This window comes from Streptomyces zagrosensis (assembly GCF_014203645.1).
Lineage (GTDB): Bacteria > Actinomycetota > Actinomycetes > Streptomycetales > Streptomycetaceae > Streptomyces > Streptomyces zagrosensis.
In genome coordinates this window covers 76,630-97,772 of record NZ_JACHJL010000027.1, presented here as the reverse complement: position 1 = coordinate 97,772, position 21,143 = coordinate 76,630, and the positions used below count along the sequence as shown (strand labels likewise).

The window sequence follows — 21,143 nt, the reverse complement described above, 5'->3', positions numbered from 1 at the left end:
ACCCGACCCAACGCCACCTCATCACCCAACACATCCCACAACGACCACTCCACAAACGAACCAAGAGCCTCCGCACACTCCGCCATCCCCGCCGCAAAGACCTCCGAAGCCTCCACCAACTCCCGCGCCATACCCACCCACTGACCACCCTGACCCGGGAACACAAACACCACACCCGAACCCGCCCAGGCGGATACACTCCCCTGCGACACCCCCGACGCAGGCTCACCCGCCACCACCGCCCGCAGCCCGGCCAGCAGCTCCACACGGTCGCCACCGGTCACCACCAGACGGTGATCGAACAGCGCCCGGCTGGTCACCAACGACCGCCCCACATCCAGCACATCAACAGCGGGAGCGGCCTCCGCCCAATCCAGCAACCGCACCGCCTGACCACGAACCGCCTCAACCGACCTACCCGACAACACCCATGGCACCGTGCGCTCGACTCCGGGCCACACATGGCCGGCGGAGAACGCGGCCGGTTCACGCGTTGCGGCCTCCGTGGCGCCGTGGAGTTGGTTCCACTTCACGGGAACGCCACGTACATGCAGTTCGGCTAGCGCCGTCAGGAAGGCGGGCTCGTGCGCCGCGCGGAGTGACACCACGTCGGTCCCGGCCGGTCCCAGCGCCAGTACGGTCGGCACACCGGCCGTCCGCAGCGTCTCAAGACCGTCGGACCACGGCGCGGCCCCGTGCAGCGAGTTCGCCCAGTGTTCGGGGGAGGTGATCTCCTCGTCCGTCATGAGCCGCCCGGACACCACCGGAATACGTGGAGCGGCGTACGTGAGCACTTCGGCGACCCAGCGCATCTCCCCGAGCGCGTGCGCCAGCGCTGCCCCGGGCAGGGCGAGTTCAGAGGTCAGCCTGCCGCGCGCGGCGACGAGCGCGGCTGCGTCGGCGAGGGTGAGCACCCCGGCCACCTGTGCCGCGGTGATCTCGCCCGCCCCTTGTCCAATGACGTGGCTAGGGGTGACACCGAAGGACTCCAGCAGCCGGAAGAGTGCAATCTCGACCGCGAAGGCGGCGGGCTGTGCCCATTCCGCGTCGTCCAGCGACTCGCCCGCGTACCCGCCCCCGCGCAGCATCGGTCCGAGCGGACGGCGCAGGTGGACGTCCAACTGTGCGCAAGCGGCGTCCAGTGCGTCGGCGAAGACCGGGAACCGTTCGTACAGCCCCGCTCCGCGGATCACTCCGGTCTCCGCCGCGGGGCCGTCTGCGAGCGGTACGGGCGGGTGTCCGGTGAACAGGAAAGCGGCTTGTGTCCCGCACTCGCCCTTACCCACACCCGCGCCCACTGGCGCGCGGACTACGCCGGGGATGTCCTTCCCGGCGGCCAGGGCACTCAGACCGCGGCGGAGTTCGTCGGCGTCAAACGCGACCACCGCGGCCCGGTGGGGCAATCGGGTCGGGGTGGTCGCCGCCGAGCGTGCGTGGTCGAGTACGGACGCGAGGTCCGCGTGGGCGAGGCTCTCCGCGCGGTCGCGCAGGGAGGCCGGGTCGGGGGCGGAGAGGAGCACCGGCCCGGTGAGGGCGCGGGGGGCCTTCGGGGTGGGCTCGGGGGCCTCCTCCAAGATGAGGTGGGCGTTGGTCCCGCTGAATCCGAACGCGGACACTCCCGCGCGGCGGGGGCGGTCAGCGCGCGGCCACTGCCGTGCGGAGCGGAGCAGTTCCACCGCGCCCGATGCCCAGTCCACCCGCGACGACGGCTCGGCGGAGTGCAGGGTGCGCGGCATGACTCCGTGTCGCATCGCCATCACCGTCTTGATGACTCCGGCCACGCCCGCGGCGGCCTGGGTGTGGCCGATGTTGGTCTTGAGTGACCCCAGCCACAGGGGCGCCGCCCGGTCTTGGCCGTAGGTGGCGAGCAGTGCCTGTGCCTCGATCAGGTCGCCGAGGGTGGTGCCGGTGCCGTGCGCCTCGACGATGTCCACGTCGGACGCGGCGACGCCGGCGTTGGCCAGTGCCTGGCGGATGACCCGTTGCTGCGCTCGTCCGCTCGGTGCGGTGAGGCCGTTGGTGGCGCCGTCGGAGTTGATCGCGGAGCCGCGTAGGACCGCGAGGATGTGGTGGCCGCGGCGTCGGGCGTCGGAGAGCCGTTCCAGTACGACCATTCCGACGCCTTCGCCCCAGCCGGTGCCATCGGCGTCCTCGCCGAACGCCTTGCACCGGCCGTCGGCGGCGAGCCCGCGTTGGCGGCTGAAGGCGAGGAAGCCGCCCATGGTCGACATCACGGCGGCGCCGCCCGCGAGGGCGAGATCGCACTCGCCGCGGGCCAGGGACCGGGCGGCGAGGTGGAGGGCGACCAGTGACCCCGAGCAGGCGGTGTCGACGGTCAGCACGGGGCCTTCTAGGCCCATCGCGTAGGCGATACGGCCCGATCCGACGCTGGCCGCGTTGCCCGTGATCAGGTAGCCCTCGGCACCGTCGCGGGCATCGACGAGTTTGGGCCCGTACTCGTGGTCCTCCATCCCCACGAACACCCCGGTGGCGGTGCCCGCCAGGGACGTGGGGTCGATCCCCGACCGTTCGACGGCTTCCCACGAGACTTCGAGCAGCAGTCGTTGCTGTGGGTCCATCGACTGGGCCTCGCGAGGCGAGACGGCGAAGAACTCCGCGTCGAAGTCGGCCGCCCCGGGGAGGAAGCCCCCGGAGAGCACATAAGTCTTGCCCGCGCGGTCGGGGTCGCTGTCGAACGAGCCCGCCGTGTCCCAGCCGCGGTCATCGGGGAAGTCCGTGATGGCGTCGGTCTCGTCCAGCACGAGCTGCCACAGGTCCTCGGGGGAGCCGACTCCGCCGGGGAATCGGCAGCCCATTCCCACCAGGACGATCGGATCGTCGTGGTCGTCGGCCCGCTCGGGGCGGGTGGGGGCTGTGTTGGTGTCGGGGTCGCCGAAGAGTTCGCGGGCGAGGAAGTCCGTCAGGTCGGCCGCGGTGGGCCGGTCGAAGGCCATGGACAGCGGCAGAGGCAGGCCTGTGGCGGCGGCCAGCCCGCGGTGCAGGTCGACGGCGGCGAGTGAGCCGAGGCCGAGGTCCGCGAAGCGTTGTGCCGGCTGGACGCGCTCCCCGTCGGGAAGCTGTAGGACGGTCGCCAACTGCCGTACGACCAGGTCCAACAGCAGTTCGTCCGCGCGCTCGCGCGGTACGCCGTGCAGACGTGCGAGCAGGTCCTCCGGTGACTCCGGACCCGGGGACGTCGAGGGTATGGACGGCGGGGCATCGCTGGTCATACGGTCTCTCCCACGGGCAACGACGACGGGCGGAGGGCCGACTTGGGGTCGGTCTTCACTACGTGGAGATGGCGGACGGTGCTGTCCAGCCGGGTGAACAGCGCGTCCGCGCCGGTGAAGTGGACGGTGTGTACACCCTGGGCGACGAGGGTTCCGACGACCGCGCGCCAGTTGAACGGCCGGTTGAACGTGTCGAGCAACATGGTGCGCATGGCCTCTGCCGTGTCCACGATCGAGCCGTCCTGGTCCTTGACCACGGCGATGCGGGGTGTGCGGAGGCCTACGTCGGCGAAGACGTCCTGTTCCATCGCGGTGCGCAGTTCGCCGAAGAGGGTGGAGTGGGCGGGTGGGCGCATGGTGTGCATGGAGTAACCGCCGATCGAGCCGATCGCGCGTTTGAACCGGTCGAGGAGTGTTTCGCGCAGGGTGACCATGGCGAACCCCTGGTCGAGGTCGCCCGAGACTTCGAGCCGGTCGCCGCGTGCGTTCCATTCGGCGAGCAGTGCGGCGAGCGGTTCCGCGGGAACACGGACGACGGTGTGCGTGACGATGTCGCTGTGGTGGGTGCGGAAGAACTCCCGTTCCCTACGCGCGATCGCAGCGGTGAGCCGGATGCCTTCGGCAAGGTCGAGGGCGCCGCTGTACACGGCGGTGGGGCGGAGTCCGAAGCTCGGTCCGGCACAGAAACGGGGCCGCGCGCCCCGTACGGTCTCGGCACGCTCGGCCAGCGCGAGCGAGCTGATCAGGGAGGCTACCTGCGCGGACTCGGAGTAGTCGTCGTCCGTGGAGTCCCGGAACCGTTCCAGCAGGGGATAGCCGAGCACCTCGTCCGCCACGCGTACCCGGGGGCGGGCGAAGCGGTCCAGGACGAGGAACTTGCCCAGTGCGGCGAAGGTCGTTCCGGCCAATCCCGGGAACACGACCGCGCTCGTCTGCTCGCCGGTCCGGGATGCGCGGGGCACCGGGCGGTCGGTGGGGCGGGGCATGGCGTCTCCAAGAGCGGTGGTTCTCGGTGGCGTTCAGCGGACCGATGGTTCAGCGGACCGATGGTTCAGCGCACCGATGACCGTGGCACGGGCCGGGGACGTGGTGTCAGCGGCAGCCCGACGCCGGCTGTCCGCACGGGCGGTGGCGCGGTACCGGGGGGCCGGTGTGTGACGTACGAGTGACACCACCGGGTCAGGCCTCGGGGAACAGTGACCGGTAGAAGGGCGAGGCGCGGAAGCTGTCCTGATGGTGTGCCGAGCGCCAGCGCAGGGGAACGGCCGGGCCGATGTCGCGGCGGAGTGTGCCGGCCAGCGCGTAGTCCGGGTGAACTCCGTCGTCGCTCATCGTCGTGGTGAAGGTGAACTCGAACCGGTCGCCGGGCCGTACGGGCAGGCCGACCTCTGAGAGCGGCGCCCAGACGGGGGTCCAACTGCTGGCCTGCACAAGCGAGTCGAGCGGTTCGTCGTCCTCGGCCACCCACAGGCGCATCCCGAGTGCGAGTCCGTGGAAGCGGCCGGCCCGGGTGAAGGCCACCTCGGCCCGATCGACGCCCTCGGGGCGCAGGTCGCCGTTGAACTCCAACGGCTCCACCTCGGTGGTAGTGGACAGGTAACTCTCTTTTCTCATGGCCGGGTTGTCCTGCGGGCCGACGAGACACACGCGCAGGTCGAAGGGGTGGCCGGTGCCGGCGAAGACCTCTTCCAGGTAGCGGAGGGTGAAGAGCGGGAAGCCCGGTGGTGCGCCGGCCGAGGCGCGGCCGATGTCGAAGGCGACGGCCGTGGTGGCACTGCGGTGCGGGATGAAGAGGCCACCGGGTTTGACCAGCCGCTGCCTGGCATCGCGTAGTACGGCGCCCGCGCCTTCGGAGCCGCCGAGTGTGCCGATGATCTCGGAGACGCACAGGTCGACGGGTTCGGGGAGTTCGATGTCGGTGGACAGGCCCTCGATCACCGTGATCCGGTCGGAGAAGCCGGCCTGCTCGATGTTCTCGCGGGCGATCCGTGCCGACTTGGGGATGACTTCGACGGCCCACACGTGCTGTGCGCCCGCCCTGGCCGCGGCGAGGGCCCAGACCGCGTCCTGGCCGGTGCCGATGTCGAGCACGGTGCGGCCGGGAGCGTAGCGGCGTACCGCCGCCGCGTATCGCTCCATCCGCAGCTCGTCCTTGAGCATCTGGCCGTAGGCGAAGTCGTCGTAGAGCGGGTACTCGCCGATCGACGGAAACAGCCACAGGGGTGGGATCGGCTCGTAGACACATGCGCGCACGGGCACCCTGCCACCCGGTGTGTCAATTTCGGCGACTAAGGAACGAGCCACGCACAGTCCTCTCAAGCGGCACAAGACCACATCGGTCGCGCGCCGGCACAACCCCTTGCACCAACAGCATGTCAGAACCATCGGCCGGCCCGGAAGTCGGGATATTGAAAGAGTTGATCTCCGTAGTGGTGTCCTTCGTGCCGAGCCGGGTATACCGGCGGTGCCCCACCAGAGGGCATACCTACAGGTCACTTCGGAGAAACCTGATCTTCATGTGAGATGTGATCGTGAAACCATTAGGGTGGACGCGAAATCGCGATCGGTGTCGTGTGCTCCGAACAACGGCGGGCGGGGCCCACACTGCCGGACGGCGGCTCCGGTCCATGGAACAGCGAGGTGACTCAATGGCCGCGAAAATCTTCGCCGCCGATTCGGTCGATACCTTGGATGTCTTCGAACAGAAGGCCCTCGGTCTGGCCCACACCTTGCGCGCGCGGGGCGTCCATCCCGGCACCCGGGTTTTACTCAAGGCAGGTAACTCAACTGGTTTTGTAGGAGGCTTACTCGCCCTGATGCACCTCGGCGCGTCGATCGTGCTCGTGGACCATCAGGAGAAGGCCGATCAGACGGAACGTATTCGTGCTCAAGCCGGCGCCAAGATCGTCCTGGTCGACGATGACGCACCGGTCGCGGACGGCGGCGAACTGGTCTTCCTCTACGAGGTGATGGCCGCGTCGGCCGGGACCGTGCCCCAGGACGGCGCACTGGACTTCACCACGTGGTCGGCGCTGCCCGACGGACTGATCATGTGGTCCTCCGGCTCCACGGGCAGGCCCAAGGGCATCGCCAAGAACGGCGGGAGGTTTCTGAAGAACCTCGAACGCAACGCACGCCATGTCGGACACACTTCGGACGATGTGCTGCTGCCGCTACTGCCCTTCAACCACCAGTACGGCCTCTCCATGGTCCTCATCGCCTGGATCACTCGCTGCTCCCTGGTCATCGCCCCGTTCCGCAGGCCGGACCGTGCCCTGCGCTTCGCCGACTACACGGGGGCGACCGTGCTGGACGCCACCCCGGCGACGTACCGTTCGATCCTGAACATCACACGCCGGCGTCCCTCCACCAAGGCGGCTCTGCGCTCGGTCCGCATGTTTTGCAGCGGTGCCTCCCCGCTGGACCCGAGCCTCAGCCGCTCCTACGTCGACGAGTTCGGCCTACCGCTCCTCGATAGCTACGGCAGCACCGAACTCGGCAACGTCGCCTTCGCGACCCCGGAGAACCCGGTGGCCTGCGGCACGGTGATGGAAGGCCTCGCCCTGAAGGTCGTCGGCGAGACCGGCGATTCGGTGGCCCCCGGTGAGATCGGTGAGGTGCTGGTGGACTGCCCGGACATGATGACCGGTCATCTCGACGCCGAGGGCGGTGTGGTCCCCGCAGCGCAGGGCTGGTTCACCACCGGTGACCTGGGCTACCTCGACGACCACGACAATTTGTTCGTGATCGGGCGGAAGCTCGCGGTCAACCGCAACGGCTACACCCTGTACCCGGAGATCATCGAACGGAAAATCGCCGACCGCGGCTGCTCGGCGAAGATAGTCTCCCTTCCGGCCGCCGACCGGGGTTGCTCGCTGATTTTCTTCGTCGAAGATGACCAGGGCCGCGACGCCAGGCACTGGCAGGACATCATCAACGACGCGCTGCCGGCCTGGGAACGGCCGAACCGGGTGCAGGTGATCGACCGTTTCCCGGTCAACGCCAACGGAAAGCCGCACAGGGCTCAACTGGAGGAAATGGCGGTGCAGTTGTTCTCACGGGCCGTCCCCTCCCCCACTGGTCGTGACACTGCCCCGGAGCCCACGGCCGGGCCCGAGCCCTCACATACACGTCGGGCGTAGGCGGCGCCAGGACGGTGCTGGACTCCGGCGCGGTGCATATGTCGGAGCGGCTGTCCGGGTAGCCGGATGTGCAGCCATGGAAGTCAGATCTGGTTCTGGCCCCCGTCGACGTACAGGCTCGAACCGGTGATGAAGCTGCTCTGTTCGGAGGCGAGGAAGGCGACGGCGGCGGCGATCTCCTCCGGGCGCCCGAGCCGGCCCAGCGGCACCTGCGTCGCCAGGTGCTGCCGGAAGCCGGCGGCCTGCTCCGAGTCGGGAGCGAGCCCCGACAAACCAGGGGTATCGGTCGGGCCGGGCGTGACGGTGTTGACCCGGATGCCGCGTCCCTTCAGTTCGTTGGCCCAGGTACGGGCGAACGAACGGGTGGCAGCCTTGGACGCTGCGTACACGCCGAACGCCTCCATGCCGACGTCCACGTTGGTACTGCGGGAGTGGCGATGAAACGGAGCGACTCAATCGGCCGACCGCGAGGATTCGAAGCCGACGAAGCTCTTGACCGCGCCCTGCTGGTCTTCTGGGAGCAGGGCTACGAGGGGGCCAGCCTGGCCAACCTGACGGACGCTATGGGCATCTCCACCACCAGCATGTACGCAGCCTTCGGCAACAAGGAGGAGCTGTTCCGCAAGGTCCTGAAGCGCTACGCCGAAGGTCCGAGCGCATACCTGACCCGGGCCCTGGGCCAGCCCACCGCCCTCGGCGTCGCCACCGCGATCTTGCTCGGCACCGTGCGAACCACCACCCGCACGGCCCACCTCCGCGGGTGCCTGGGTGTCCAGGGCGCCCTGGCCACCAGCGACTCCGGGCGTGTAGTCCGTGACCTTCTCATCGCCTGGCGTAACAACGGCTGCTCCAGCGTCCGAGAGCGGTTCCAGCGAGCCATCGACGAAGGCGACCTGCCCCCGGAGAGCAATCCGGGACTACTGGCCCGCTATGTCACCACTTTGGCATTCGGCATCGCCGTACAAGCCGCGAGCGGTGTCGGCCGCGATGAGCTCCAGGAGATGGCCGACGCCGCCCTGCGCAACTGGCCGCTCTCCTGAAAACCGCCGCCTTCGCGAGCGACTGCTCGCCGTAGCGGCCGGTTCCCACCAACGGGGCGCTTCCTACCGGTGCGAGATCAGGAACGAGTCGCCACAATGTCGTTGGTCTTGGATCGGTTCTCAGAGGTCGTTCCTCCCGGTGTTTCAACCGAGATGCAGCGCCACGGGGACGATGACGAGAGACGGGCCGGCCCCTGGACGGACGGCGGGATTTCGGTCGGTTTCGTAAACTCCTGGGACACAACGCGGCGTTGTCAGCCACCTTGCCAGGCGCAATGGCACCGGGGCCAAGCGGGTCCCGCATCGACTTCCGTACCGAGTTCGGAAGCCCTAGCGCTCCAGCGACCGCATCGATGCCCCCGACTCAGCGAACATGGCGCGCGAACCTCTCGGCCGTGCCTGGGTGGTCGTCCAGCACCATGTGGGTCAACTCTGCCTGCCTCCCAACCGCGCGGAAGGGGTCATCGTCAGCGGTATTCGTAGGCGAGATAGCTTTTCTGCCTTGCGTCACAATATTCCTTGCTCATGGTGTCGCACTGGGCATCGGCCTGTCCGCCTTCATGTCCGTTCGCAGCACATGCGGGCCCACCATTCCCGAGGGCAGTACCGGCAGTATGGAAAGGACGCTGTCACCGCAGTGAGCATCAATGGCTCACCAAATCTCCGCCGCCTGGTTCGACTTGGAGGTATGTCCTGTGAGTGAAATCTCCGTTGTCACATTCGATGGTGATGAGACGCTGTGGCGATTCCAGGCCGCTATGAGGCAGGCGTTGGAGGTCGCGGCTCAGTGCTTCGCAGCAGAAGACCTCTCCCGTGCGGGCGCGCCTGTGACAGCTAGCTGGCTAGCCACGGTGCGTGAGGACGTCGCTTCCCGGCCCGAGTTCAGTGGCGCGAGCATGGAAGCGATCCGCTGGGCGGCGTTCGAGGAAGTGTCTGCCGAGGTGGGGGCCGAAAAACAGTTCACCAAACGAGTATTCGGGGCCTACATGGACACTCGGCATTCTGCGGTGACGCTCTATGACGACGCGATGGCGTGCCTGCACTTGCTCAGTAGTCGAGGCTTGCGCCTTGGGCTGATCACCAACGGAAACAGCCGGCCCGACCTCCTGGGTGTGGACAAGACCTTCGAAGCCGTAGTGGTAGCCGCCGACTGCGGTTTCCGAAAACCCGACCCGGCGATCTACCACCACGCCGCAGAACAGTTCGGCGTTAGCCCTGCGCAATGCGTGCACGTTGGCGACCACCCCGTGGAAGATGTCAAGGCCGCTACGGAGGCCGGAATGCGAGCCGTGTGGATCACCCGCAGTTCCCAGACCAGCGAGGACACGGTGAGTGCCTGGCGGACGATCTCGCGATTGGAGGAGCTGCCTCCTGCGCTCCTCAGCCAGGGGCCTTGACTGGTCGTCTCCCGATTCGTGAATGCCCCGCCCCCGTCCTCGCGCGCCATGACCAGGCCGCGCAGGCCCGGCGCAGCAAGTACCCGGGGGGCTATGCCCAGGGGTTGGCCTTCGCTCTTCGGGTGCTGGGAGGCCGGAGCCTGGCGGGCGGTCTAGGTTCTTTCCGGCGCATCAGGTGCCTACTAGGCTGCGATGATGGAACGCATAACCGACATGCCCAAAGGTCTCGCCCACTCTGGGGCTCCCGTTCAGCTGAATGACTACGACAACTTCGCCGAGGCGTACGCGGCGGACAACGAGAACAACCTCCTGAACGCACACTACGAGCGGCCCGCGATGATAGCCCTCGCCGGAGACGTGGCCGGCCGCCGGGTCCTGGACGCCGGCTGCGGATCGGGGCCCCTGTCCGCCGCATTACGCGATCGCGGTGCCGATGTCACCGGCATCGATGCCAGCGCCGGGATGCTGGCGTTGGCCAGGCGGCGGCTCGGTGCCGAAGCGGACCTGCACGTGGCTGACCTGAGCGACCCCTTGCCGTTCGCCGACGATGCGTTCGACGACGTCGTCGCGTCGCTGGTGCTGCACTACGTAGAAGACTGGGGGCCGACGCTGGCCGAACTGCGGCGAGTGATCGCGCCCGGCGGCCGACTGATCGCGTCGGTGCAGCACCCGTTCGTGGACTACGCGATCCAGGACCCTCGGCCCGACTACCACGCAACCACCAGCTATACCTGCGAGTTCACGTTCAGCGGGCAGTCCGTCCCGCTGAGCTTTTGGCGCAGGCCGTTGCACGCGATGACCGATGCCTTCACCACCGCCGGCTTCCGCCTTGCCGTCATCAGCGAGCCGCAGCCCGACCCGGCCGGCCGTGAGCTGTTCCCCGAAGAGTTCCACACCCTTTCGACCAAGATCGGCTTCCTCTTCTTCCTCCTCGAAACACCGCCGCCGACTGCGGACTCGGACGAGTAGCCAGTCGGCGGGACGCGAACGGGGGCCGAGGTGTGTCTGCGGTCAGACAGGCGGCAACGCGTGGGCGCGCGCGGCAGCCAGCGCGACGCGAACTGCATGGTCCGCGGTCGATTCGTCAACTGGCTCACCGGTGAACACCAGCCGGAAGTAGAGCGGTGCGGCGAGGGTCTTGAGCAGTTCGGTTGGGTCGGTGTCCGCAGGCAGTTCGCCGCGCTCAATGGCTCGGGTGACGACGATGGCCGCCCGCCGGAACCGGTCACCGAAGAGCGCGCTTTTAACTTCGGCAAGTTGAGGAATGCGTACGGCATCCGAGAGGACGGTGACGAGCAGGGCCTGGCCTGCGCGTGTGGTCATGGTGCTGATGAGCGTGCGGGCCAGCTCGCGCAGATCGCTGTCCACCGCCCCGGTGTCGGGAATGGGAATGTCCTGGGCGAAGTGGCTAGCCAGCGCGTCGGCGACCAGGTTGGTGGAGTCTTTCCAGTTCCGGTAGATCGTCGTCTTGTGCACCGCGGCCCGTTTGGCGACACCATCGACGGTCAACGCCGCATAGCCGGTCTCCGTCAGCTCGGCGATGGTCGCCTCCAAGACGGCGGTGCGCATCTTCTTGCCACGCCCGACAGCGGTGGGGCGTCGTGAGGCTGACGCAACTGGCTTCATTGCAACTCCCTGTTGCGTTGATGACGGGTCGTGCGGCAGGCTTCAGTTTATCGCAACCAATAGTTGCAATGCGGCTGTTCCCTCTGAGTCGCAGTCGCCCCTGCCCACCATGGAAGAAGCCCCCCATGCCCTGTAACTCCCACGCGACCGCCCGGCTCTCGCTTCGTGGCCATGACAACGCGGCTATAGATGGCGTTGCCCGCTGCCCTCGCCCGGCCGGCGATCGCTTCGAGACATCGGCGCCGCAGGCGGTTTCGACTACGAGGTGGACGCCGGATTCCATCCCTGACCAGTCGGGACGGCTGGCCGTGGTCACGGGCGCCAACAGCGGCATCGGATACGCCACCGCGCGCGAACTCGCACGCCACGGCGCCCATGTCGTATTGGCCTGTCGTCACCGCGAGCGCGGGGGTGCGGCCCTACAGCGACTACGAGCCGAAGTACCCGACGCCCAGGCCGAATTACGCCGCCTGGACCTCGCCGACCTGGCGTCCATCCGCAGCTTCGCGCAGAGCTGGAACCATGACCGGCTCGACCTCCTGGTCAACAACGCCGGCATCGCGATGGTGCCGTTCTCCCGGACCCGCGACGGCTTCGAATCGCAGTTTGGCGTCAACCACCTCGGCACGTTCGCTCTCACGGGGCTACTCATGCCCCATCTACTGGGCGCTGCCAGCCCGCGCGTGGTCACCGTCAGCAGCGAAGGCCAGCGGTTCGCCCGATTCGACATGGCCAACCTCAACGCAGAGCGCCGCTACCGATCGGCATTCGCGTACGTCCAGTCCAAGCGGGCCAACCTCTACTTCGCCGTGGAACTACAACGGAGGGCTGAAGCTGCCGGGTTGGCTCTGCGCAGCATGGCCGTCGCCCCCGGACTCACCCGCTCCCATGTGCTCACCGGCGGCGCCCATAGCACCAGGGGCCGCGCGTATAAGGCGCTCGTGCGCCTGCTCGTAGGCATCGCGTTCCGTCCCCCGCTGGAGGGCGCTAAGACCTCCCTGTACGCCTCAACCGTCCCGGGCCTGCCCGGCGGGAGCTATGTCGTGCCCAACGGGCCGTTCCAGCTCCGGGGCGAGCCCACCCTCCGCGGCCGAGAGCAGGCCATCCAGGATTCCGCTACGGCCCAACGGCTGTGGGTGCTCTCGGAGCAACTGACCGGCGTGCGTTTTCCGATGAGCGACAGCCCTTGAGTTCGCCCGAGCCCTGCTCGGCCATTTCCGCCCCGGACCGAAGCCGCCCCACCGTGTCGAGGCGTTCGGGCTGGGCGAGGAGACCGCAACGCGCTCCTCAAAACCTCGCACGGGCCCTCCGGGAGTAGGCCGCTGATCAGCGGCTTCGGTGGTGTCCGGCGCTGCCGACAGCTGGTGAGGAGCTGCGGCGGCATGGGTGTCTCTCTCACCGTGAGCGATGCAGATGGGTGCCGAAGACCCTCGCCATTCGAACCGGGCCGGTGTAGCGGCCCGTCACCGGGTACTCGTTCCGTGCCCCGCCTTCGGCATTGCCCGACGAACAAGATCGTGGAAGGGACAGCCCTCTCATGCAGCATGACGAAATGATTGGAAAGGTGCAGGCGCTCGCTCAGTTGCCGGGCCGGGGGCCGGCCGAACGGGCGACACAGGCCGTGCTGAGCACGCTGGCCGAACGGCTGCCGCCCGGACTCGCCGACCATATGGCCGCCCAACTGCCACCGGAACTGGCCGCCTCCGCCCGGCAGGCGACGGGTGCCTCCGCTGACGGCACCGCGGACAGTACGGGCGAGCGATTCGACCTGACGACGTTCGTCGGGCGGGTCGCCGGCCGAGCGGGCACCGACGAGGACATGGCCGTACGCGAGGCCGCCGCCGTGTTGGAGGTGCTCGACGCTGCCCTCGCTCCGGAACTGACACAGAAGGTGGCAGGGGCGCTGCCCGCGGACATCCGCGAACTCATGCCCGTCAGCCGCGCCGCCGAGAGTACGGACTGGACTGATTGAGGCACTGACTGACGCGAGGGCACGGTCTGGTCGCCCGGCGGAGACCGGCCTGGTCTGGTCATCCTGGTCCTGGTCTGGTCAATCCTGGTCTGGTCATTCGGTGGATGAGCCCGGTCGCCCCTCGGCAACCATTGGCAACCATGGTAAAAGGCTCCTCCGGTGCCTTCCGGTGAGGGGACTCCCCCGTAATGTCAGTACCGGAACTCGCGTGGCGCGTGTTGCACACTCACCCAGTGCTGGGTGGTGAACTCGTCCACGACCCAGTCACCGCCGAAGCGCCCCAGCCCGGAGTTCTTCTCTCCGCCAAAGGCGATATGGGCGTCATCGTGGACGGTGGTGTCGTTGACGTGGGTCATCCCCGCTTGCACGCGGAGGGCGAACCGCAGGCCGCGCTCGACGTCGCGCGTATAGACGCCGCTGGACAGGCCGTACTCGGTGTCGTTGGCCAGGCGGAGGGCGTCTTCCTCGCCGTCCGCTGCGATGACGGTAGCGACCGGCCCGAACACCTCCTCTTTGGCGGTGGTGACAGTATTGTCACCGTTCTTACCGGTGTGACCGTTCTTACCGGTGTCACCCAGCAGAACCTGCGGCGGCAGGACCTGTCCCGTGGGCCCGGTGGGCTCACCGGTGAGGACGAGTTCGGCGCCGTCCGCGACGGAGCGGGCGACCCTGGCAGCGCGGTACGCCTCGTCCAGGTCTCGGGCATCGGCCAGTGTCGTCTCCAGCAGGACCTCACCGGTGTACGGATCGGTGTTGGGACGGGAACGGCCGGCTCCGCCGGCTCGCCACTCGCCGGCGATGGGCATGTGGTCGAAGCCCGTGTAGACGTCCTGTGCGGCCGTGCGGGTCATGGTGCCTCCCGGGTCCGAGCACGTTTCGGGTGCCCGGATTTCACGCTTTATCTCACCTCCCCTTCCGGCTCCTCGAACCATGCGGCTTCCGCTTACCCCTTACCGCAGGTCACGGGCCCAGCTCCGGCGGCTTCCGAGGCGGCGGCGCGGGGGCCTGCCCGGGCGGCGGCGGGGAGGTGTGGGCGGGCGTGGTGTGGCGTGCGGGGCGCGGGGCGGGTGGTGCGGGCTGGAGCGTACGGCCCCCGGCTGCCGGCGTGCGGTAGATGTACGGGATCTGGTCCTGGGGCGCCCGAGCTCCTTCTCCCTGGCCCCGTAGCGGCTCGGCCGGGGAGGCGCGCGCATCGTAGGTGGGGTGCGGCAGCGGCGCCTGCGCGTGGGCGCCGCGGGGCGAATCGGCCACCGCGCGTACCAACCCATGGTCGGGTGAGAGAGCGCACGCCGGGTCCGTGCGTGCCGCATCGCCCGTCAGCGCGTACGCCTGGCAGCGGCACCCGCCGAAGTCGCTCTCCTTACGCGGGCAACTCCGGCAGGGCTCGGCCATCCACGCCGTGCCCCGGTACCGGTTGAACGCCGGGGAGGACTCCCAAATCCATTCCAGCCGCCGGTCACGTACGTTGGGCGGGTCCAGGCCCGGCAGCACCGACGCCGCAGGGCAGGGTAGCGCCGTACCGTCCGGGGCGATGGTCAGCGATACCGCGCCCCAGCCGCCCATGCACGGCTTGGCCACGCCGTCGAAGTAGTCCGGCACCACCCACACCAGTTCGGTCGTGCCCGCCAGCTCCGCTCGTCGGCGCTCAATGACCGCACCGGCACTGGCCAGTTGCGCACGGCTTGGCAACAGCGCCTCCCGGTTGCGAAGGGCCCAGCCGTAGAACTGTGTGTTGGCGAGTTCGATCCGCTCGGCGCCCCAGGCCACCCCGAGATCCACGATCGCGTTCACGGCGTCGAGATTGTCGCGGTGCAGCACCACATTGACGCCGAGTGGCAGCCCGGTCTTGCGGATCAGCGCCGCCGCCCGCTCTTTGGCGGCGAATGCCCGATGCCCGGCGATCCGGTCGGAGCGCGCGGCATCGGCGTGCTGGACCGAGAGCTGCACACTGCGCAGCCCGGCGTCCACCAGGGCGCCTAACCTGGCCTCGGTGAGCCCTACGCCGCTGGTGACAAGCTGGGTGTAGATACCGGCCACATCGGCGGCTGCGACGATCTCCGCCAGGTCGGTGCGCAGCAGTGGCTCGCCGCCCGACAGATGGGTCTGTACGACCCCGTACTCCCCGGCCTGGCGCAACACGTCCCGCCACTCGTCGGTGGTCAACTCCTGTGAGCGGCGAGCGAGTTCGAGGGGATTCGAGCAGTACGGGCAGTGCAGCGGGCAGCCGTGGGTGAGCTCGGCTAGCAGCGCCCAGGGACGTCCGTGTCCGTCGCTCATCGCAGCCACCCCTGTTCACGCAGCCGCGTCAGGAACGCGGGAACCTCGTCCGCGACCGGCGCGTCGGGAAAGCGGTCTGCCAACTCCCGTACGATCTGGCCGACAGCGCGCCGCCCGTCACACAGCCGCACTACGTCGGCCGCCCGGTCGTTGAGGACCACCACCCGCTCGGGCAGCACCAGCAATTCCGTCCGCCGCACCCGGTCCCGACGCAGCAGTACGGAGGGGGCCAGCACGGGTTGCCAACCGGCGTCGGCCCCGGCAGCGCCCTGTGCCGTCTCTCCGGTGCGAGGCTTCACTCCGCTCACATATGCTCCTGCTCCGCTCGCGTACTCCTCCGCCCCGCTCGGGTGACTGCTCGGGGGACGTGTCGTGTCGCCCACCGAGTGGGTCCACGTACCCGGCCTCGTCGCCGCGTACGTCCGCGCGTGCCGCGCCGCGCTCACGGCCGCCACCCGGCTCGGTCGGAACGGGTGGCGGGGTCGGAACGGGTGGCGGGGTCAGCCGTGTCAGCGTGCGCCACCGCATCAAGGAGTGACCAGAGCACATCGCACTTGAAGCTGAGCGCGGCCACCGCCCGGTCCTGGTCGGCAGCGGCCTTGGCCCAGGACAGCACGAGGTCCAGGGCCTCCCTGCTGTCCCGGCGCCCTTGGTGTTCGCGGATGCGGAAGTACGCGAGCCCGGCCGGGTCGATCCACTGGTAGTGGCGTTCGAAAGCGTCGATGCGGGTGAGCATGATCCCGGGTGCGGACAGCTCGGTCAGCGAGGCGGCAACCGCCTCAAGCGGCGAACCGTGGCGGCAGAAGTTGACATAGCCGTCCACCGCGAGCCGCACCCCGGGCAGCACTCCCTCTCCCGAGAGCAGCACCTCGCGATCGAGTCCCACGGCCGTGCCAAGCCGCAGCCAGTTCTCGATCCCGCCCTCGCCTTCGACTTTGCCGTCGTGGTCCTGCACCCTGCGCAGCCATGTCCGGCGCTGCTCGCGGGTGTCGAACTTGGCCATGACCAGGGCGTCCTTGATGGGGATGTGGCGCTGGTAGTGGAAGCGGTTGAGGACCCAGCGGCGTAGCTCGCTGGGGGTCAACTGCCCCTCGTGCATCCGCACGTTGAACGGGTGCCGGTCGTGGTAGCGCCCCGTGGCCACGGCCCGCAGCCGTGCCTCGAACGCCGCTGCGTCGGCCGCCCACGCCTGTGTCTGCCCGCCCAGACCCGCGGTGCCGTTCACACGCGCCGCTTTGCCCACACCCGCGCCGCCGTCCGCGCTCACGGTATCCGCGCTCACAGTGTCCGTGCCCTCCCGGCTCACGGCGGCGTCCGAGCCCGCGGCCGTATGGGGGCCCGCGGGCACTTTCGTACGCTCATCCGCGCCCAGACTCACGTCCGCTCTCCGGCCGCCGGCACCGGTTTCCGGGCGCGCTCCCGGCCCTGGCCCCGATCCCGTGCCCTCTCCCCCGGCGGTCTGCGGACCCTCGCCGGCTCTCACCGCAGCTTTGCTCACAGCTCGATCACCATCCCGTCAGCGGCTACCTCGATGCCCCACTCGGCGAGCCGGCGGTGCTCCGCCGCGCCCGGGTCCACGAGGGGGTTGGTGTTGTTGAGATGGGTGTAGAGACAGCGAGCGTGGAGCGTGGACAGGCGTTCGGCCGTGCCGCCGGGCCCGACGATCGGCAGGTGGCCCATGCCGGTGGCGGTACGTGTGCCGATTCCGGCGCGGCATGGTTCGTCTTCGTCCCAGAACGTCCCGTCAACGATCACGCAGTCGGCTTCGGCCACCGCGTCCGCCAGCTCTGCGGACCACGTGGCGATCGCCGGAGCGTAGAGGGCGGTTGCGCCGGACACCCGGTCGGTGATCCGCAGAGCAACGACCCACCCACCACCATCGCGGCCCTGCTCCTCGCTCCCCCTTCGGTCCGCTCCCCCGCTCGTGCTCCCGCTCGCGCCGCCGGTTTCGGCCGGGCCGTCGTCGCCGAGGCCCGCCGCGCGCTTGCCGCCGGGGCCCGGGCTGTCCGCTGGCACGGCGTACCGCGGGCGCTTGCGGGATACTGGGATGGCGCTGACCTCCACCAAGAGGCCGCTGTCGGCCTCGTCGGTGGCCAACCTCCCGGCCCGTTCCGCGATCGCCCACCCGGCGTCATCGCCCGGCGCAGCGGGCAGCCCCGGGTTGGCACGCGCTGCCGGGTCGGCCGGCTCGGCCGGGCCGGGCCCGGGCGCCTGTCCGAGGGGGACCGCCTGTCCATGGGGCAGTTCGCGCCAGCGCAGTTCGGTGTACGGGCCAAGGACGGTTCCGAGTCCCAGCCGATTGAGCAGGGCGTCCCGTACGGCGCCGGTGGCGAGCACCTCAAGGCCGGCGGCCTCGCGCAGCCTGGCGATGCCCAGCGTGTGGTCGAGTTCGGCGTCGGTCAAGATGAGCCCGGCCACCGGGCTGCGGCGGGTTCCGGGTCTGGGGCGCAGCGGTGGGCAGCCCTCGATCTGGTCCCCGATGTCGGGCGTCGCATTGACGATGTACCAACGGCCTTCCGTTGCCTGTACGGCCAGCGAGGCGTGGTGGCGGCGCCGGGCGGGATGGGCGCGTGCCCCGGTACAACTGGGGCACGCGCAATTCCACTGCGGTATGCCGCCGCCCGCCGCGGTACCGAGTACCCGCAGCAGCACGACGCCGGCTAACGGTTGCTCAGGGAGTACGCGGTGACTTCGAGCGCGGTCTCAACGACCGTGTAGTCAGGCGTGTGCCACCCGGCGGACCCTTCGGACGCCGGGGCCGCCGAGACCGCGGGATCGACCGGCCGTGATTGCCGCTCGACCGCCTGCTGTACGGATTCCGTCATGAGCCATACCTGCCTTTCGCTGCCTTTACTGGGCTTTCCGTGCCTTCTCGGCCTGCTTTCTTCTCGCTCCCATTTGCTCCTTTCTCCTGAACGCTTCGGTGAGTTCACTGACCTTTTCGCTGGTTTTTGCTTGGCCTGGCAGCCCGCTCGGGCGCGGCGCAAGAGCGTCGTGTGCAGGGTCGTGTACCCGACTTCCGCCATGGGCCGGGGGCGCGCGAGCAGACCGCGTCGCGCGCCTGAACGTGCGGGGGCGGGTGAGTGTTTGCGTGTGCTCAGGCGGTGTCCGTGCCGGATTGCCGTTGGGTGCCAGTTCCCGTGTACGGAGCACGGGTACGTGCCTGCTGGAAGGGCCCCGTTGATGGTGCGTAAAGACGGCTTGGCTTACCCCGTCGTACGGTGACGTGTGGCCCGGTACGGCGCACCGATCGGGCCGACAAGCATGGTGCTGAACGGGCTCAACTATGCCTGGAGTGTCCGAACTTCACGCCGGACGCCCACAGTGGCTCTCGTTGCAGAATCGCGATCCCTGTGACGTCAGTCAAGAGCTGTTGACGAGACAGGAAGCCTTCTTTACATTTCCCTCAACTGCTCTCGCATACGCCCGGCGCCCGTCAAGGCGACCGCCGGTCGGCCACAGTGACTTCGTCCAAGAGATCACCAGCGTCACCGCACAGCGAGCCGCACACCCCATCCGAGCAGGGCCCACGTCTCGTACCCGACGACGCGCCGCGCGGCACAGCACCGCAGCAACGCCCCGTCGCACGCGACCCCATCGAAGCCTCCACGCACCGCCTAAGAGCACATCACCACCACCGCAGCGCACCGCCCGCCACCGTGCACGAACTCCCACCTCTAGGAGGAACGTTCCATGGCCAGGGTCCCCCGCACTTCCCGGCAGGCCCGCCGGCGCACGCTGCTCGCGTTGACCGCCACGACCGCGCTGACCGCGGGACTGCTCACCGCCACCGCAGCGACCGGCAATGCCGCGACCGCCACTCATCGGGCCGCCGGCCCGGGCCACGCGGCCACGGCCGCTTCCGGCCACATTCCGTACTCGGCCATCCAGGGCGCCGACTCCCCGGCCGCCTTGGGCGCGCCCGCCGGAACGCTCCCGAAATTGGCCGAAAGCGAGCGGAACGCGTCGCATTCCGCCAACGCCCCCGGCCCGGCAGGCGCCATTGACCTGCGCGCCAGAGCACTTCGCGGCGGCCACCACGGGCGCTCCGTGCCATCCGCGATCCGTACCGTCTCCGGCGGCTGGTCGGTCCCATGGGGACTGAGTTGGCTGCCGAACGGGTCAGCGCTGCTCACCGAGCGGGAGACGTTCAAGGTCTTCCGGCTGTCTCGGGCAGGCAAGCGCGTGGAGGCCGGTACGGTCCCCAACGTGGTGACCACCAACGGCGAGGGCGGGCTGCTCGGCGTGGCCGTGTCGCCGAACTGGAATCGCGACCACCACATCTTCTTGATGCACTCGGCTCAAAACGACAACCGGATCGTCCGGATGACGTACGACGGCTCCCGGCTCGGGAATTACACCGTGCTGGTCTCCGGCATCAAGAAGCACAGGTTCCACAACGGTGGCCGGCTCCAATTCGGCCCGGACAAATTGCTGTACGCGACGACGGGGGACGCCTTCGAGTCCGGGCTCGCCCAGGACAAGGCGTCCCTCAACGGCAAGATTCTCCGGATGACCCCGGAGGGCAAGCCCGCTCCCGGCAACCCTTATGAATCCCTCGTCTACTCCATCGGCCACCGCAATCCACAGGGTCTGACCTGGGATGCCCAGGGCCGGTTGTGGGAGGCGGAGTTCGGCAACAACGCGTACGACGAACTCAACCTCATCAAGCCGGGCCAGAACTACGGTTGGCCGGTCTGCGAGGGCCAGTGCTCGACACCTGGCATGACCAACCCCGAGCGGCAGTGGGCGGTCAGCGAGGCGTCGCCGAGCGGCATCGCCTACGCAGACGGCGCGCTCTACCTCGCGGCCCAGCGCGGCCAACGCCTCTGGCGCGTCCCGGTGGACTCCTCTGGCGCCGGCACCCCCGAGGCGTACTACACGGGTGCTTACGGACGACTCCGCACGGTCGAAAAGGTGCCCGGCACCAACGCACTGTGGCTCACCACGACCAATGCGGACTTGGGGGGCGGCCAGCCGAACGGCTCCGACAAGGTGTTTCAGGTGACCCTGCGGTAGCCCCGGGGGCACCGCCCGCCGATGAGCCCAGCTCCCCCACCGCGGAATGCTGTTGGTTCCTTTAGGGGCGTGCGTGACGTCGGTTTCCAAGGCCTGGTAATGGCCTTGGAAACCGACGTTGTTGTTTTGTGGGGAGAGTTTTTCCAGGCCGTTGCTGCCTCCTCGCAAGGCACCCCCGCCCGGTGCACGCCCGTGCGCAAGTGCGAGCCTGGGGGTGTGGCACCGGAAGAAGCCCTACTGCACCTCCACGCCTTTCCTGGGCGCCCGATGAACCAGGAGAAGGATAGCGTTGTGTCTATACAGAAATCAGCCGCGCTAAAGGCGCTCGGCGACATCGCGCCGAAGATTTCGCACTCCAGGTATGTGTGTGGAGTGCCGCATCGCATATTCGGCCGCGTGCCCACCATGCTGTAGTCCGCCGTGAACCTTTTTCCCTTGGT

The 21,143-nt window shown here is 68.8% G+C and carries 16 protein-coding genes and 2 pseudogenes; 7 read left to right on the top strand and 11 right to left on the bottom strand.

Going from position 1 to position 21,143, the window contains the following annotated elements:
• From FHS42_RS38345 to FHS42_RS32905, 3 genes and pseudogenes are all read right to left on the bottom strand, one after another.
• Positions 1 to 3,188: pseudogene (locus FHS42_RS38345) on the bottom strand (type I polyketide synthase); the annotation flags it as partial.
• Between the two features lie 38 nt (positions 3,189 to 3,226).
• On the bottom strand, positions 3,227 to 4,216 hold the full coding sequence (locus FHS42_RS32910) for an ACP S-malonyltransferase (protein WP_246495747.1): 990 nt from the start codon (positions 4,214 to 4,216) through the stop codon (positions 3,227 to 3,229).
• 193 nt (positions 4,217 to 4,409) lie between these two features.
• Positions 4,410 to 5,534 carry a 50S ribosomal protein L11 methyltransferase gene (locus FHS42_RS32905; protein WP_184579406.1) on the bottom strand — a complete coding sequence of 375 codons (1,125 nt, stop codon included), beginning with the start codon at positions 5,532 to 5,534 and terminating at the stop codon, positions 4,410 to 4,412.
• A 344-nt stretch (positions 5,535 to 5,878) separates the two neighbouring features.
• Between FHS42_RS32905 and FHS42_RS32900 the strand changes: the two genes are divergently transcribed.
• Complete coding sequence (locus FHS42_RS32900) at positions 5,879 to 7,372, top strand: class I adenylate-forming enzyme family protein (protein WP_184579405.1); 1,494 nt, start codon at positions 5,879 to 5,881, stop codon at positions 7,370 to 7,372.
• Between the two features lie 83 nt (positions 7,373 to 7,455).
• Here the strand turns inward: FHS42_RS32900 and FHS42_RS32895 are convergent.
• A pseudogene (locus FHS42_RS32895) lies at positions 7,456 to 7,797 on the bottom strand (SDR family NAD(P)-dependent oxidoreductase); the annotation flags it as partial.
• Positions 7,798 to 7,809: 12 nt separating this feature from the next.
• On the opposite strand from FHS42_RS32895, the gene FHS42_RS32890 reads away from it, so the two are divergent.
• The 3 genes from FHS42_RS32890 to FHS42_RS32880 all read left to right on the top strand — a co-directional run bounded on the left by FHS42_RS32890 (position 7,810) and on the right by FHS42_RS32880 (position 10,778).
• Positions 7,810 to 8,412, top strand: coding sequence for a TetR/AcrR family transcriptional regulator (locus FHS42_RS32890; RefSeq protein ID WP_184579404.1), 603 nt, complete (start codon positions 7,810 to 7,812; stop codon positions 8,410 to 8,412).
• A gap of 647 nt (positions 8,413 to 9,059) precedes the next feature.
• On the top strand, positions 9,060 to 9,809 hold the full coding sequence (locus FHS42_RS32885) for an HAD family hydrolase (protein WP_184579402.1): 750 nt from the start codon (positions 9,060 to 9,062) through the stop codon (positions 9,807 to 9,809).
• A 195-nt stretch (positions 9,810 to 10,004) separates the two neighbouring features.
• Entirely contained in the window at positions 10,005 to 10,778 is a 774-nt protein-coding gene (locus FHS42_RS32880) for a class I SAM-dependent methyltransferase (protein WP_184579400.1), read from the top strand.
• Between the two features lie 42 nt (positions 10,779 to 10,820).
• Here FHS42_RS32880 and FHS42_RS32875 read toward each other — a convergent pair whose 3' ends face one another.
• Positions 10,821 to 11,435, bottom strand: a complete 615-nt coding sequence (locus FHS42_RS32875) for a TetR/AcrR family transcriptional regulator (protein WP_246495745.1) — start codon at positions 11,433 to 11,435, stop codon at positions 10,821 to 10,823.
• Positions 11,436 to 11,560: 125 nt separating this feature from the next.
• Here FHS42_RS32875 and FHS42_RS32870 point away from each other — a divergent pair, with 125 nt between their 5' ends.
• Positions 11,561 to 12,625 carry an oxidoreductase gene (locus tag FHS42_RS32870; protein ID WP_184579398.1) on the top strand — a complete coding sequence of 355 codons (1,065 nt, stop codon included), beginning with the start codon at positions 11,561 to 11,563 and terminating at the stop codon, positions 12,623 to 12,625.
• Positions 12,626 to 12,972: 347 nt separating this feature from the next.
• On the top strand, positions 12,973 to 13,407 hold the full coding sequence (locus tag FHS42_RS32865) for a DUF2267 domain-containing protein (protein ID WP_184579396.1): 435 nt from the start codon (positions 12,973 to 12,975) through the stop codon (positions 13,405 to 13,407).
• 191 nt (positions 13,408 to 13,598) lie between these two features.
• Here the strand turns inward: FHS42_RS32865 and FHS42_RS32860 are convergent, their stop codons facing one another.
• The 6 genes from FHS42_RS32860 to pqqA all read right to left on the bottom strand — a co-directional run bounded on the left by FHS42_RS32860 (position 13,599) and on the right by pqqA (position 18,509).
• Positions 13,599 to 14,258 carry an aldehyde dehydrogenase family protein gene (locus FHS42_RS32860; protein ID WP_246495743.1) on the bottom strand — a complete coding sequence of 220 codons (660 nt, stop codon included), beginning with the start codon at positions 14,256 to 14,258 and terminating at the stop codon, positions 13,599 to 13,601.
• Between the two features lie 109 nt (positions 14,259 to 14,367).
• Positions 14,368 to 15,684 carry a pyrroloquinoline quinone biosynthesis protein PqqE gene (gene pqqE / locus FHS42_RS32855; protein WP_184579392.1) on the bottom strand — a complete coding sequence of 439 codons (1,317 nt, stop codon included), beginning with the start codon at positions 15,682 to 15,684 and terminating at the stop codon, positions 14,368 to 14,370.
• A complete protein-coding gene (gene pqqD, locus FHS42_RS32850; protein ID WP_184579390.1) occupies positions 15,681 to 15,992 on the bottom strand; it encodes a pyrroloquinoline quinone biosynthesis peptide chaperone PqqD in 312 nt (103 codons plus the stop codon). Before pqqD ends, pqqE begins: the two co-directional genes overlap by 4 nt.
• Before the next feature lie 134 nt (positions 15,993 to 16,126).
• Positions 16,127 to 16,891: a pyrroloquinoline-quinone synthase PqqC gene (gene pqqC, locus FHS42_RS32845; protein WP_184579427.1), complete on the bottom strand. Its 765-nt coding sequence runs from the start codon at positions 16,889 to 16,891 to the stop codon at positions 16,127 to 16,129.
• 287 nt (positions 16,892 to 17,178) lie between these two features.
• On the bottom strand, positions 17,179 to 18,336 hold the full coding sequence (locus FHS42_RS32840) for an MBL fold metallo-hydrolase (RefSeq protein WP_184579388.1): 1,158 nt from the start codon (positions 18,334 to 18,336) through the stop codon (positions 17,179 to 17,181).
• Positions 18,337 to 18,344: 8 nt separating this feature from the next.
• Positions 18,345 to 18,509, bottom strand: a complete 165-nt coding sequence (gene pqqA, locus FHS42_RS32835) for a pyrroloquinoline quinone precursor peptide PqqA (protein WP_184579386.1) — start codon at positions 18,507 to 18,509, stop codon at positions 18,345 to 18,347.
• A gap of 868 nt (positions 18,510 to 19,377) precedes the next feature.
• On the opposite strand from pqqA, the gene FHS42_RS32830 reads away from it, so the two are divergent.
• Positions 19,378 to 20,703 carry a PQQ-dependent sugar dehydrogenase gene (locus FHS42_RS32830; protein ID WP_184579385.1) on the top strand — a complete coding sequence of 442 codons (1,326 nt, stop codon included), beginning with the start codon at positions 19,378 to 19,380 and terminating at the stop codon, positions 20,701 to 20,703.
• Positions 20,704 to 21,143: the final 440 nt, after the last annotated feature.

Coding starts and splice junctions, on each gene's coding strand:
- FHS42_RS32885 (WP_184579402.1), top strand. CDS start 9,060: ATGGCTCACCAAATCTCCGCCGCCTGGTTCGACTTGGAGGTATGTCCT.
- FHS42_RS32865 (WP_184579396.1), top strand. CDS start 12,973: ATGCAGCATGACGAAATGATTGGAAAGGTGCAGGCGCTCGCTCAGTTG.
- FHS42_RS32830 (WP_184579385.1), top strand. CDS start 19,378: ATGGCCAGGGTCCCCCGCACTTCCCGGCAGGCCCGCCGGCGCACGCTG.
- FHS42_RS32875 (WP_246495745.1), bottom strand. CDS start 11,435: ATGAAGCCAGTTGCGTCAGCCTCACGACGCCCCACCGCTGTCGGGCGT.
- pqqA (WP_184579386.1), bottom strand. CDS start 18,509: ATGACGGAATCCGTACAGCAGGCGGTCGAGCGGCAATCACGGCCGGTC.
- FHS42_RS32910 (WP_246495747.1), bottom strand. CDS start 4,216: ATGCCCCGCCCCACCGACCGCCCGGTGCCCCGCGCATCCCGGACCGGC.
- FHS42_RS32880 (WP_184579400.1), top strand. CDS start 10,005: ATGGAACGCATAACCGACATGCCCAAAGGTCTCGCCCACTCTGGGGCT.
- FHS42_RS32900 (WP_184579405.1), top strand. CDS start 5,879: ATGGCCGCGAAAATCTTCGCCGCCGATTCGGTCGATACCTTGGATGTC.
- pqqE (WP_184579392.1), bottom strand. CDS start 15,684: ATGAGCGACGGACACGGACGTCCCTGGGCGCTGCTAGCCGAGCTCACC.
- FHS42_RS32860 (WP_246495743.1), bottom strand. CDS start 14,258: ATGACCCGCACGGCCGCACAGGACGTCTACACGGGCTTCGACCACATG.
- FHS42_RS32890 (WP_184579404.1), top strand. CDS start 7,810: ATGAAACGGAGCGACTCAATCGGCCGACCGCGAGGATTCGAAGCCGAC.
- FHS42_RS32870 (WP_184579398.1), top strand. CDS start 11,561: ATGCCCTGTAACTCCCACGCGACCGCCCGGCTCTCGCTTCGTGGCCAT.